Annotated in this window: 14 protein-coding genes and 2 riboswitches; of the genes, 8 read left to right on the forward strand and 6 right to left on the reverse strand. The window is 35.2% G+C overall.

Annotated features, from left to right (window positions below):
* Nucleotides 1-134: 134 nt before the first annotated feature.
* A riboswitch (THF riboswitch) is annotated at nt 135-233 on the forward strand.
* Nucleotides 234-273: 40 nt separating this feature from the next.
* The 6 genes from AC1RP4_RS07220 (at nt 274) to tsaD (ending at nt 4,764) form a co-directional block, all read left to right on the forward strand.
* Complete coding sequence (locus tag AC1RP4_RS07220) at nt 274-795, forward strand: folate family ECF transporter S component (RefSeq protein ID WP_481761940.1); 522 nt, start codon at nt 274-276, stop codon at nt 793-795.
* A gap of 13 nt (nt 796-808) precedes the next feature.
* Nucleotides 809-1,198 (forward strand): tautomerase family protein, encoded by a 390-nt coding sequence (locus AC1RP4_RS07225; protein WP_481761941.1) that lies wholly within the window; start codon nt 809-811, stop codon nt 1,196-1,198.
* A gap of 121 nt (nt 1,199-1,319) precedes the next feature.
* Nucleotides 1,320-2,309, forward strand: coding sequence for a UDP-glucose 4-epimerase GalE (galE, locus tag AC1RP4_RS07230; protein ID WP_481761942.1), 990 nt, complete (start codon nt 1,320-1,322; stop codon nt 2,307-2,309).
* Between the two features lie 122 nt (nt 2,310-2,431).
* On the forward strand, nt 2,432-3,154 hold the full coding sequence (gene tsaB, locus AC1RP4_RS07235; RefSeq protein ID WP_481761943.1) for a tRNA (adenosine(37)-N6)-threonylcarbamoyltransferase complex dimerization subunit type 1 TsaB: 723 nt from the start codon (nt 2,432-2,434) through the stop codon (nt 3,152-3,154).
* The gene (rimI, locus tag AC1RP4_RS07240) at nt 3,138-3,704 is read left to right on the forward strand and encodes a ribosomal protein S18-alanine N-acetyltransferase (RefSeq protein WP_481761944.1); all 567 of its coding nucleotides are present in this window, start codon (nt 3,138-3,140) and stop codon (nt 3,702-3,704) included. The genes tsaB and rimI overlap by 17 nt, the downstream gene beginning before the upstream one ends.
* A gap of 31 nt (nt 3,705-3,735) precedes the next feature.
* The gene (gene tsaD / locus AC1RP4_RS07245; protein WP_481761945.1) at nt 3,736-4,764 is read left to right on the forward strand and encodes a tRNA (adenosine(37)-N6)-threonylcarbamoyltransferase complex transferase subunit TsaD; all 1,029 of its coding nucleotides are present in this window, start codon (nt 3,736-3,738) and stop codon (nt 4,762-4,764) included.
* A gap of 100 nt (nt 4,765-4,864) precedes the next feature.
* Here tsaD and cytX read toward each other — a convergent pair whose 3' ends face one another.
* From cytX to AC1RP4_RS07275, 6 genes are all read right to left on the reverse strand, one after another.
* Nucleotides 4,865-6,052, reverse strand: a complete 1,188-nt coding sequence (cytX, locus tag AC1RP4_RS07250; protein WP_481761946.1) for a putative hydroxymethylpyrimidine transporter CytX — start codon at nt 6,050-6,052, stop codon at nt 4,865-4,867.
* Nucleotide 6,053: 1 nt separating this feature from the next.
* A complete protein-coding gene (thiE, locus tag AC1RP4_RS07255; protein ID WP_481761947.1) occupies nt 6,054-6,713 on the reverse strand; it encodes a thiamine phosphate synthase in 660 nt (219 codons plus the stop codon).
* Entirely contained in the window at nt 6,700-7,521 is an 822-nt protein-coding gene (gene thiD / locus AC1RP4_RS07260) for a bifunctional hydroxymethylpyrimidine kinase/phosphomethylpyrimidine kinase (protein WP_481761948.1), read from the reverse strand. The genes thiE and thiD overlap by 14 nt, the downstream gene beginning before the upstream one ends.
* Nucleotides 7,521-8,318: a hydroxyethylthiazole kinase gene (gene thiM / locus AC1RP4_RS07265; protein WP_481761949.1), complete on the reverse strand. Its 798-nt coding sequence runs from the start codon at nt 8,316-8,318 to the stop codon at nt 7,521-7,523. Before thiM ends, thiD begins: the two co-directional genes overlap by 1 nt.
* 58 nt (nt 8,319-8,376) lie before the next feature.
* A riboswitch (TPP riboswitch) is annotated at nt 8,377-8,483 on the reverse strand.
* A 77-nt stretch (nt 8,484-8,560) separates the two neighbouring features.
* Entirely contained in the window at nt 8,561-10,498 is a 1,938-nt protein-coding gene (locus AC1RP4_RS07270) for an ABC-F family ATP-binding cassette domain-containing protein (RefSeq protein ID WP_481761950.1), read from the reverse strand.
* A gap of 18 nt (nt 10,499-10,516) precedes the next feature.
* Nucleotides 10,517-11,155, reverse strand: a complete 639-nt coding sequence (locus AC1RP4_RS07275) for a CPBP family glutamic-type intramembrane protease (protein ID WP_481761951.1) — start codon at nt 11,153-11,155, stop codon at nt 10,517-10,519.
* Between the two features lie 225 nt (nt 11,156-11,380).
* Between AC1RP4_RS07275 and groES the strand changes: the two genes are divergently transcribed.
* Complete coding sequence (groES, locus tag AC1RP4_RS07280) at nt 11,381-11,665, forward strand: co-chaperone GroES (protein WP_481761952.1); 285 nt, start codon at nt 11,381-11,383, stop codon at nt 11,663-11,665.
* A 34-nt stretch (nt 11,666-11,699) separates the two neighbouring features.
* Nucleotides 11,700-13,325, forward strand: a complete 1,626-nt coding sequence (gene groL / locus AC1RP4_RS07285; RefSeq protein WP_481761953.1) for a chaperonin GroEL — start codon at nt 11,700-11,702, stop codon at nt 13,323-13,325.
* The last annotated feature ends 233 nt before the right edge of the window (nt 13,326-13,558 follow it).

Consider the following 13,558-nt stretch of genomic DNA (forward strand, 5'->3'; position numbering starts at 1 on the left):
ACTTTTTTCTTTATTTCAACTGTGAACATAGTAAAACCCCCTGAGTTAGATTTCTCCAACTCAGGGGGTTCACTTCAACACCCAAAGTTATTTTCTTTTTAGTGGTATACTACACAAGTAGTAAAATACAAAATTTCGGGGTAGAGAATACAGCGTTAAGTGCCAAAAGGACGGAATGTGTCTTTTGGACGAAGGCTAGCGATAGCTGCGGTTGTGTTTTCGCATTCGCCGCATACCACAATGTGGCAACTCCAACGAGGAGATGTCTGAATCATGGAAAATTTAACAAAGAGGTTAACCGCAAAGAATATAGCGGTGATGGGTCTATTATTGGCTGGTCAAATTATTCTAACTAATTTATTATCGTATCAGGTATTGACGTTACGGATAAGTTTCACTTTTATTGCGACTTATCTATTAGCGGCGTGGTTTGGCCCATTACTGGGTGGTATTGGTTCTGTTTTATCGGATTTACTTGGAACAGTATTATTCAGTAAAGGAGGTACATTTTTCTGGGGATTCTCGCTATCTGCTTTCTTAGGTGCGTTTTTCTATGGACTTGTATTTTATAAAAAACCATTTACGTTACCGCGAATTATTATTGCCGTATTAATCAATGTCGTTGTTATTGATTTATTGTTAAATACATTCTGGCTAGTATTAATGTACCAGTCACCTTGGACAATTATCTATGCACGTGCTATCAAAGATTTAATTTTAATTCCAATTCAAATTATTTTGTTATATATGGTTGGTAATAATAAACAAATCCAAAGATTAGGTAAACGATTATAGGAGGATTCAATCTATGCCATTGATGAAAATTGATATGATTGAAGGCCGTTCTGAAGGCCAAATAAAAGAAATTTTAGATATTGCTTATGATGTAATGCTTAATTCATTTGGCGCACCAGTTAGTGACAGATATCAAATTGTCACTCAACATCCAATAAATGAAATGCAAATTTTAGATACTGGGCTTGGATTTATGCGAACAAAAGAAGTATTGGTCTTTAGTTTAACAACGCGACCAAGAACGACAGAGCAAAAAGAAACCTTCTATCAACAGTTAATGCAACAGTTACAAACAAAAGTTGGATTGAGACCAGAAGATTTAATGATTAATTTAACAACTAATACTGATGAAGATTGGAGCTTTGGCATGGGCCAAGCACAATTTTTAACGGGTGACTTATAGAAATTAACCAGACGGCGAATTTATTTTCGTCGTCTATTTATTTGCTAAAGAAGGGTGAATCACTGATAAATTTACTAAAATAAGTTATAATAAAGAAAATAAACTATTTGGAGGAATTTAAATGTCAATTTTAGTTTTGGGTGGCGCAGGTTACATTGGTTCACATACTGTTGATCAATTAGTAGAAAATAGTCGTGATGTTGTTGTTGTCGATAATTTAGTGACAGGGCACTTAGAGGCTGTTAATAAAAAGGCAAAATTTTATCAAGGAGATATTGCGGATAAAAATTTTATGCGCAATGTTTTCAAAAATGAGGATATTGAAGCAGTTATTCATTTTGCAGCTTCATCTCTTGTTGGTGAATCAATGGTAAAACCATTAAAATATTTTGACAATAATACAGCAGGGATGATTCATTTACTTGAAGTCATGACTGAAGTTGGCGTTAAAAAAATCGTCTTTTCTTCAACAGCTGCAACATATGGTGAACCTAAAGTTGTCCCAATTCATGAAGATGACCCTCAAATTCCAACAAATCCATATGGTGAAAGTAAATTAGCCATGGAAAAAATTATGCACTGGACTGACGTTGCAGATGGTGTTAAGTTTGTCGCATTACGTTATTTCAATGTTGCTGGATCAAAACCAGATGGTAGCATCGGTGAAGATCACAATCCTGAAACACATTTAATTCCAATTATTTTACAAGTTGCTAACGGAGAACGTGAAAAATTACAAATTTTTGGGGACGATTATGATACCAAAGATGGTACAAACGTCCGTGATTACGTGCATGTTCTTGATTTAGCAGATGCGCACATTCGCGCCTTAGATTACTTACTTGCGGGAAATGAAAGTAATGCCTTTAACTTGGGTTCATCTAATGGATTTTCAAATATGGAAATTCTAGAAGCAGCACGCCGTGCAACAGGTAAAGAAATTCCTGCAGAAATTGCACCACGTCGTGCAGGTGATCCTTCAACTTTAATTGCAGCAAGTGAAAAAGCACATGAAATTCTTGGTTGGGCTCCTAAGTATGAAAATATGGAAGATATCATTAAGACAGCATGGACTTTTGAACAGACGCATCCAAATGGATTTTCAAAATAAATTAGTTATTAACCATAGGACAATTATTTGTCCTATTTTTTTGTTAATTTTCTCTTAGAAAAAATTTGTGATACTATTTTTGTGCTAAAATGTTAACAAAGCAGAGATAAAGGAAGATATGAATGAAAATTTTAGCAATTGATACATCGAATATACCACTCAGCGTCGCTGTTTTAGAAGATAGTGCATTATTAGCAACTATCACAACGAATATAAAAAAAAATCACAGTATTACATTGATGCCAGCAATTTCTGATGTCATGAAATTAGCAGGTATTAAGCCTGCAGAGCTAGACCGAATTGTGGTTGCACAAGGTCCAGGATCTTTTACTGGTCTCAGGATTGGCGTTGCCACAGCTAAAACACTAGCATTTACATTAGATTGTGAATTAGTTGGTGTCTCTAGTTTAGCAATGTTGGCTGCAGGTATTTCCACAAATAGTGATTCTGATATTGTACCGTTATTTGACGCACGTAGGAATTACGTATTCTCAGGTTTGTATAAAAATGATAATGAGCTTGTAAATGAATTACCAGACCAGCATAGAGAACTTGTGACTTGGGTGACTGAATTAAAAGAGCGTAACCGACCACAAATTTTTGTTGGAACTGATGTCGATTTATTTAAACAACAAATTATCGATATTTTAGGTGATCAGGCACAGTTTCCAGCTTCATTTTTAAATATTCCTCAGGCATTTATTTTGGGATTAATTGGTAAAGATAAAGAGCCCGCTAATCAGGAGACATTTATTCCGAATTATTTACGATTAACGCAAGCAGAGACGCAATGGTTAGAAACCCATTCAGATAAGGATCATAATACCTATGTTGAAAAAATTTAAAGCACGAGTGAAACAAATTATTCCAGAATTAAGACCAGATGAACCTGTTAGGACATTAGTTTTTCAGAATCATAGAATTAAAATTAGAAATGAAAGTTATTTTATGACACGTGCTGTTGTACCTGATATTCCGGAACTACTTGAGATTGAAAAAGCAGTTTATGATGGTAAATCACCATGGAGTGCAAAAATATTTGAAGGCGAAATTTGCCAAAAAAGCAAAACACTTTATTTAGTCTTACGTAAGGAAGATAAAATGTTAGGCTTTATTGGTTGTTCAACGGATGCAATAACGGGAGACGTACATATTGCGAATATTGCTGTTCTACCTGAATGTCAGGGTAGAGGGATGGGAAACTTTTTGGTAACGTCTATTACAAGGCGTGCTCGTTTAATGAGATTTAGAACAGTTAGTTTAGAGGTTCGCCGTGATAACCAGACGGCTTTAAATCTATACCACCAATTAGGATTTACTAAAGTGGGTATCCGAGAGAATTATTATGTTGAAGATGGGCAAGATGCTGTTGATATGTTGCTTAAATTAAAATAAAGGAATATGAATTAAGTTGAAAGAGGTCTCAATGGATAAAACGGAAAGAAATCTAATTTTAGCATTTGAATCAAGTTGTGATGAAACTAGTGTCGCAGTGGTCGAAGACGGTCATCTTATTTTGTCGAACATCATTGCAACGCAAGTTAATAGTCATAAACGTTTTGGTGGTGTTGTACCTGAAGTTGCCAGCCGCCACCATATTGAACAAATTACGAGTTGTATTAAAGATGCTATGACAGAAGCAAATGTAACTTATGATGATTTAGATGCTGTTGCGGTTACTTATGGACCAGGATTAGTTGGTGCTTTACTAGTAGGTGTTTCTGCTGCTAAAGCTATCGCATTTGCTCACGAGTTGCCTTTAATTCCCGTTAACCATATGGCAGGCCATATTTTTGCAGCGCGCTATGAATCTGAAATAGTGTATCCATCAATGGCTTTACTCGTTTCGGGTGGACATACTGAGTTAGTTTATATGCCTGAAGAAGGTCAATTTGAAATTATTGGTGAGACACGTGATGACGCAGCAGGTGAAGCTTATGATAAAGTTGGGCGTGTTCTTGGGATGACTTATCCATCAGGAAAAGAAATTGATGAACTTGCACATACTGGACAAGATACGTTTAATTTTCCGCGTGCCATGATCAAAGATGACAGTTATGACTTTAGTTTCAGTGGATTGAAAAGTGCCTTCATCAATACAGTTCACCATGCAGATCAATTAGGCGAAGAGTTGGACCGGGCTGATTTAGCAACAAGCTTTCAACAAAGTGTGATTGATGTACTTGCTGAGAAAACGGTACGTGCTTGTCATGAGTATGATATTAAACAATTAATTTTAGCCGGTGGTGTGGCAGCTAATAAAGGGTTACGTACAAGACTTGAATCTGATATGAAGAAAATGAATGATATTGAATTTGTGAAGGCGCCCATTAAATTATGTGGTGATAATGCTGCAATGATTGGTGCAGCAGGATATGTTGAATTTATTAAAGGTCAACGTGCAGGATTAAATTTAAATGCTGATCCTAGTTTAGAATTTGATTGGATAGTTTAATTATTATAAAATTAAAATAGAGATTTAGAGTTCGCCTTGTAATGCTAAACAGTTGTTTAACACTGGGGAGAACGCTAAATCTCTATTTTTTTGTAAATGGTTAATTTATATTTCTAAAATAATTTTTTGGTAAAATAAATTGGGATAGATAAACGAGTAATCCTAGTCCGAATAGAATAATAATTGTGGTTCCAAAAATAAAATCAAATTGTTGTAATTGATAGTACGCAATAATGCCAATTAACCACCAAATAATATTTAACCAATAAGGCAACGTTTTTTTCATAATAAAGTAAGTGACAAAAACAATTGCATATAATGGTGTAAAAACTGACGCGATAAAATATAAGAAATTTTGATAATTATCAATAGGAACTACCCATGCAATGACTAAGCCAAGCGCAACTATAATGATACTAATCAATTTCATATGTTTAAAGGAATGTATATTCTGAACGTTAATTGTTGCTGACATAACATCTAAAAATGTGGTTGTAACAGTTGAAAATATAATAATGAATAATGCGATTATACCTAAACCTGATGTAGCCAAGAACGAGGTAAAATCAGTGAATCCGGTTCTAGTTGTTAAAAGTAAGCCAATGGTAAACATGATTAAACTACCTAAAAAATAGCTAAACGAACTAACTGTAGACATAGCAAGTGGATGTTTTGTTGATTTTGTGTAATCACCTATTAGTGGTAGCCAAGATAACGCCATGGTGATATTTAATTCAACAGCTGATCCAAATGTCATATTTAAGCCATTGGAAGTATGTGAAACGGGTACTTTGAAAATTAAAAAAATCATGATACCTGCACCAATAACTAATAAATTAACAACAATTAAATTAATTCGATACAAACTATTTTCGCTAACTAATAACCAAATGATAATCAAAATAGCTATGACAAGTCCCATAATAATTGAATTTTTAAAATTAAGTAAGGAACTTGAAATACCATTCATTGCTGAAATTGCGTTGACGATCATAACAGCGGTCCAACCAATTAGTTGAATCAAATTGATAAGTGAAAATAAGAGCACACCTGTTGAGCCAAAAGCAACTTTAGTTGACTGAATGGCTGTCTGATGCTTTTTGGCACCAATATAACCAGCAGGTAGTAAGAAGAGACCACAACCAATTAAATGACCAATTAGAATTGCAAGGAAACCTTTAGAAAAGCCAAGTGGAGCTAGTAACATGCCCGTCATAATTTCGGCAATTGAAATGGCCGCACCTAGCCAAAGTAAAAATTGTCCACGTAATTCTTTAGTTTCTGTCATCTTAATCGTCCTCCAATTTAAAATAATGATTTATGGATTGAACTGTTTGTTCAATGTTCGGACTTTTAGCAATCAAGGAAATAACAGCAACTCCCGAAACAGTTGTAGTAGCCAGTTTGGCTAAATTATTTTCTGAAATACCACCAATTGCAACAATCGGGAGTTTACTAATTGATAGTAATTGATTTAAGCCAGCTATTCCGAGAGGCGCAGTCGCATCTGACTTTGATTTTGTAGGAAAGACAGGGCCACTACCAATATAAGCGATACCTGATAATTGATTGGCTTGTTTAATTTGATCGAGTGTTTGACAAGAAAGGCCAATCGCTAATTGACCCGCCGATTGATCTATCACATTTTGAATCTTTTGGTCATTTTGGCCAACGTGAATACCATCTGCTTGAATTTCAAGTGCTAAAGGTAGATCATCATCAATGAAAAAAGGAACTTGGTATTTTGTGCATAACCTCTGACATTCAATTGCGAGTGTCTTTTTTTGTATCCGGGTTAAAGGGGTTAAGAGATTTTTTTCTCTAAATTGGAAACAAGAAATGCCTGATTTTAACGCTCGTTCTAAAGTAGGTAGTAATTGATTGTCGGCGACGTCTTGAGTTCCTGCAATGAAGTAACTTGCTAACCATGATTGATTAAATGTCTTCATTTTGCGTTACCTCACGATATGCCCAATGATTTAATGGCCCGTGACCATGTCCAACGATAATACCGTTGCTAATTGTTGCTTCAACATATTTTTTAGACACTAAGATGGCCGTTTTAATATCTTGTCCTTTGGCAATTTCTGCTGCAATGCAGGCTGAGAGGGTATCACCAGTGCCATGAGTTCGAATTGTATCAATACGTTTCGAGCTCATCCAGAATGAATCGTTATCTTCTAATAATACAAAGTCATTTACGATATTTTCAGAGTTATAATGTCCGCCTTTAATGATGACGTTTTTTGCACCTAATAATTTAATCTTTTTTCCAGCTGCACTCATGTCTTCTTTTGAATTAATGGTCAAGCCAGTTATGACTTCAGCTTCTGGAATATTCGGGGTTACTACCGTGGCTAAAGGAATTAATTCTTCTTTGATTGTAACAACAGCATCCTCAGAAAGAAGTGTGGCACCGCCTTTTGCAACCATGACAGGGTCAACAATTAGGGGACCAAATTGATATTTTTTCAGATTTTTAACGACTACTTTAACGTGTTCTGAATCTGCAAGCATCCCTGTTTTGCATGCTTTAATGGCTAAATCATTTGCAATTGAGGCAAATTGTTCATTAATAATTTTAGCAGGGAGGGGAAGACTGTCTTGCACACCAAGTGTGTTTTGTGCAGTGATTGCGACGAGAACTGTTGCAGCATAGACATGCCGTTCTTGCATCGTTTTTAAGTCAGCTTGCATACCAGCGCCACCACTACTATCGGATCCAGCAATTGAAAGTGCTTGTGGAAAATCAGGCATTATAGGTCTCCTTTCATCGTTATCTGATTAGAAAGTTCATTTATCGTTATTAAATGTAGTTTATCAAGTAGGTTAACAATAAAACTACCTGGTTTTTCGGTAATTAACTCATCAGCAACAAGTTCACCAGTTGTTGCAAAGATAAGGCAGGCGATTCTTGCTGCTTCAAACTCATTATCTTTAGAGACAGCTGCAAACGCAGCAATTAAACTTGAAAGCATATCGCCTGAACCAACATGTGTTTGGAAAAGAGACGTTCCCTGTGTCACAGTTGCAACACGCTTTCCATCAGAAATATAGTCTGTAGGACCACTTAGAACAACCGTACAATTGTACCGTTTGGCTACAATTTTTGCGATTTCTGCTAAATCTGCAGAACCATTTCCTGCATCAATACCTTTTGCTTGCCATTCAACACCAGCTAATGCAGCAATTTCACCAGCATTACCGCGAATAAAATTAAAATGAAAATGCTCAAGCAAGTTTGTAATTACTTTTTGTCGGTAAGGCATGGCAACAGCAACTGGGTCTAGCACAAGTGGGATAGCTAAATCGTTTGCGATTTGACTAACCCTCTCAATGTAAGGTAATTCTGAACTTTTAAATGATCCCATATTGATTGTGGCAGCAGCAGAAATTTGTAACATTTCGGCTGCTTCTTCAATCGCACTGGGCATGATAGGGGAAGCGCCAATTGCGTTGAGTCCATTGGCAACGTCTTGAACCGTGATGTAATTAGAAATGTTGAAAATTACTGGGTTCTCTTCACGAAGTTTATCGAGTAGTTCTAATGGCATAACTTTCTCCTCTTGAGTACACAAAAACCCCACTCTTTGACAAAAAAATTGTAGAGTGGGGTCCTTCTTCACACTTTCCTACGCAAGTTTTGGCTTACAGGTTCGAAGGGATTAGGTTGAAAAAACCTATCTCAGTTCTTCTAAAGAACACCCCTAGTGTACTTATATTTTATTTTTAGATTACAACAAAAGAATAGGCTTTCATTCTTTAAATGTCAATAAATAAAAAAAAAAAAGCTAGCTTATTCTAAAGCTAAGCTAGCTTCTTCCCAATTAGTTTCTGCAGTCTCTATTGCAGTTTGAATAGATTGTAGTTCAGTTTGTAGTTCCTGAAGTTTATCTGCATCACTAAAAATAGTAGGTTGAGACATTTTTTCTTCAAGTTCTGTTTGATGAATTTCTAATTCACTTAATTCAGATTCTAAACGATCAATTTCACGTGTTAATTTACGTTGTTCCTTTTGCGTTTCTTTATTTTGTTGATAATTAGTTGTTGGTTTAACTTCAGGGACTTCTGAAGATGAGGCAATTTCAAGTGCCATTTTTTCGGCTGCGATAGCTTCTAATTCTTCTTTTTTATCAACATAATAATCGTAATCACCCATGTAGTAAGTAGAGCCTTCTTTTGAAACTTCAATAATACTTTCTGCAACTTTATTAATGAAGTAGCGGTCATGAGAAACAAGTAAGACAGTACCATCAAAGTTAGCAATCGCCTTTTCAAGGACTTCCTTACTATCAATGTCTAAATGGTTAGTGGGTTCATCAAAGATTAGGAAGTTATCTTTGTCCATTGCAAGTTTGGTCAAAGCAAGACGCGCTTTTTCACCACCACTTAAATTTGAGACACGTTTCAAAACGTCATCCCCAGAAAATAGAAATCCACCTAATAATGATCGAATATCTGTTTCAGGAGTTGAAGGATGATCATTCCAGAGTTCATCTAAAACAGTATTTTTATCTGTTAATTGATTTTGCTCCTGATCGTAGTAGCCAACATGAACATTAGCGCCAAGGAATGCTTCACCACGAATAAATGGAATTTGGCCTAAGATACTTTTAAGTAAGGTTGATTTTCCCACACCATTCGGGCCAACAATAGCTTGAACTTGATGCTTATGTAAATCAATTGAAACGGGTTCAGATAACACTTTATTATCGTAACCAACAGCTGCCCCGGCAACAGTTAAAACGATATTACCACTCTCATCTGCAGATTTAAAACTAAAACGAGGGGCTTTTTCGTCACCTTCTGGTCGGTCAAGTTTATCTAATTTTTCGAGTTGTTTACGACGACTTTGCGCTCGTTTTGTTGTTGAGGCTCGAACAATGTTTTTATTAACAAAATCTTCGAGTTTTTCAATCTTATCTTGTTGTTTTTCGAAAACTTTCCATTCTTGTTTTAAATTAGCTTCTTTTTTTACAATAAATTGGGAGTAGTTGCCATTGTAGTGAGTCGTTTCATTATGGCTCATATCATAAACTTCTGTCACAATTTTATCTAAGAAGTAACGATCATGAGAGACAATTAAGAGTGCCCCTGTATAAGTCTTCAAATAGCCTTCTAACCAAGTTAGTGTCTCAATATCTAAGTGGTTAGTTGGTTCATCTAAAATTAATAAATCACGTTTTTCTAAAAGTAATTTTGCTAAGGCTAAACGTGTTTTTTGACCACCAGAGAGAGTCCTAATATCGCGATTGAAATCTTCTTCATAAAATCTAAAACCATGTAAAACAGAACGGATTTCTGATTCATAACCATAGCCATTTTTTTCACTGAAATCATGTGAAACTTGATCATAGGTTGATAATAGTTTTTCAAATTTTTCAGAATCTTCTGCATTTTTAGGATCAGCAATTTGGGCTTCTAATGTATGAATTTGGATTTCCATTTTTTTTAAATAATCAAAAACACGACTCATTTCGTCCCAAATCGAACGTTCTGAAGTAACAGTTGTTGTTTGTGCTAAGTAACCGATGGTCATGCCTTTATGTTTAATGATTTGACCAGCATCAGTAGCCTCTTGATCAATAATCATTTTAATTAATGTTGATTTTCCAGCACCATTTCGACCAACTAGGGCTATCCTAGCATCGTCTTTGATATCCATATTTGCATTTTCAAAAAGAACATCTGCGCCAAAATAGCGAGCTGCTTGTTGTACTTGTAACAGAATCAAAATAATTCCACCTTTCTTTTAAAGTGACGATTGAATAATTAATACTAGACTATTCATAAGAATATGAGCAATCATTGACGTTTTGATGTCACCTGTTCGTTTGTAGAGGTAACAGAAAAGTAATCCAATTAAAAAGTAGATAGCTAAATGGCCATCATTATGTGCCAAACTAAATAATAAACTAGAAAGAATTGCGGCAGAAATAGGTGATATGAAACTTGCTAAATTGCCAAAAAAGACTTTTCTAAAAACGAGTTCCTCCATAATGGGAGCACCAAGTGAGACTGCCAACATATAATAAGGATATTTTGTAAAAATAGTCATAATTTCATTTGTATTTTGTGAGGGTACGGTCGTTTTTAAAATGGTGAATGAAATTAATTGAATAACTGTTTGGATTACTAACGTTAGAACGAATCCAAGAATACCCCACGAAATAATTTGTGACCATTTAGAGGAACCATCTATTGTATTTCTAGCACTGAAGTAATGATTTAACCAAATTAACAATATTGCTCCTAAAACATAATCAGCCGTCATTACTGGATAGATAACTGATTTTAAAGAAAATAGTTGATTCAGAATTGTTGGTAAAATAAAGATAACGAGGTAGCCTAATAAAATAGCGATTGAATTTTTACTAGTTGATTTTGACATGAGAACTCCTTTAACTGTAATTAGATAGTCGTGCATTTTTCTAGTGAATAAATTTGTATGATAAGTATAGCATAATTGACTAGATAGCGAATTCAATTCATATTAAAAATTCTATTAAATAAGAGCTGAAATGCTTGCAATTGTTTGAAAAATTGATTATAGTTAATTTTGTGATTAGCACTTAGGAAGATAGAGTGCTAAATAAAAGTGTTGGAGGGATAGAACGTGTTAAAACCATTAGCAGATCGTGTTATTTTAGAAGTAACAAAAGAAGAAGAAACAACAGTAGGCGGGATCGTCTTAGCAAGTAACGTACAAGAAAAACCACAAACAGGAAAAATTGTTGCAGTTGGTGATGGCCGTACGATGGATAACGGTGAAAAAATTGCTGTTGCTGTTAACGTTGGAGAGACCGTTTTATTTGATAAGTATGCTGGCTCAGAAGTTTCATTCGAAGGTAAAGACTACTTAATTGTTCATGAAAAAGATATCGTTGCAACAGTAGACTAATATAAATTTAAATTAAAGATGAGGTGGATTAATTATGTCAAAGGAATTAAAATTTTCTGAAGATGCTCGTTCAGCAATGCTTAGAGGTGTTGACCAATTAGCCAATACCGTTAAATCAACTTTAGGACCAAAAGGCCGTAATGTTGTTTTAGAAGAATCATATGGCTCACCAATTATTACAAATGATGGTGTAACAATTGCTCGTGCGATTGAATTAGAAGACCATTTTGAAAATATGGGTGCTAAATTAGTATCAGAAGTTGCTTCAAAAACGAATGATATAGCTGGTGATGGAACGACAACTGCTACTGTTTTAACACAAGCTATCGTCACTGAAGGTATGAAGAATGTGACAGCAGGTGCTAACCCTGTTGGGATTCGTCGTGGTATCGAAACTGCTACAAAAGCAGCCGTTGCTGAATTACATGAATTATCACACAAAGTTGAAACAAAAGAAGATATTGCTCAAATTGCTTCTGTATCTTCAGCTAATGAAGAAATTGGTGCTTTAATTGCTGACGCTATGGAAAAAGTTGGTAATGATGGCGTTATTACAATTGAAGAATCAAAAAGCATCGATACATCATTAGATGTCGTTGAAGGGATGCAATTTGATCGAGGTTACTTGTCACAATATATGGTAACTGATAACGATAAAATGGAAGCTAACTTAGAGACACCATATATTTTAGTAACGGATAAGAAAATTTCTAATATTCAAGAAGTCTTACCATTATTACAATCTATTGTGGAACAAGGTCGCCCATTGTTAATCATCGCCGATGATGTTGATGGGGAAGCTTTACCAACATTAGTATTGAATAAAATTCGTGGTACATTTAACGTTGTTGCAGTCAAAGCACCTGGATTTGGTGATCGTCGTAAAGCGATGCTTGAAGATATTGCCATCGTTACTGGTGCAACAGTGATTACTGATGAACTTGGTTTACAATTGAAGGATACAACAATTGAACAATTAGGTTCAGCTGGTAAAGTTAATATTACAAAAGAAAACACAGTTATTGTTGAAGGTTCTGGTGATAAAGCTAAAATTACAGAACGTGTTGGTTTGATTAAAAAACAAATCGATGAAACGACGTCTGAATTTGATCGTGAAAAATTACAAGAACGTTTGGCAAAATTATCTGGTGGGGTTGCTGTCATCAAAGTTGGTGCTGCAACTGAAACAGAATTAAAAGAACGCAAATACCGTATTGAAGATGCTTTGAATGCGACACGCGCTGCTGTCGAAGAAGGATTCGTTGCCGGTGGTGGTACTGCATTTGTTAACGTTATTAGTAAAGTTGCTGCACTTGAAGCAGTTGGCGATGAATTAACGGGTATCAAGATTGTTCAACGTGCTTTGGAAGAACCAGTACGCCAAATTGCAAAGAATGCTGGACTTGAGGGTTCAGTTATTGTTGAAAAACTAAAATCAGAAAAACCTGGTATTGGTTTTAACGCAGCAACAAATGAATGGCAAGATATGATTGAAGTTGGGATTGTTGATCCAACTAAAGTGACACGCTCAGCATTGCAAAATGCAGCTAGTGTCTCAGCCTTATTATTAACAACTGAAGCAGTTGTTGCAGATAAACCAGAACCAGTATCTGCAGCTGATCCACAACAAATGCCTGGTGGTATGGGCGGTATGATGTAACCCATTTGTCATAAAAAATGATGAAAATTTAAGAGCTATTAATCCGTGTTATTCTGGGATTAGTAGCTCTTTTTTTATGCTGAAAATAAAGTTTGTTTGCAGTATTGTATATTTAAAAATAAACGAGTAAAATAGAGTGAATTCGGTGAATAGAAATTAGTAATTAAAATAACTATTCAGTAAAATAAATGCGCTGTTTTGGCATCATTTATGAATGGATTTTTAAATATAGA

It is taken from the genome of Dellaglioa sp. CoH-56-MRSF-10, from assembly GCF_056782175.1.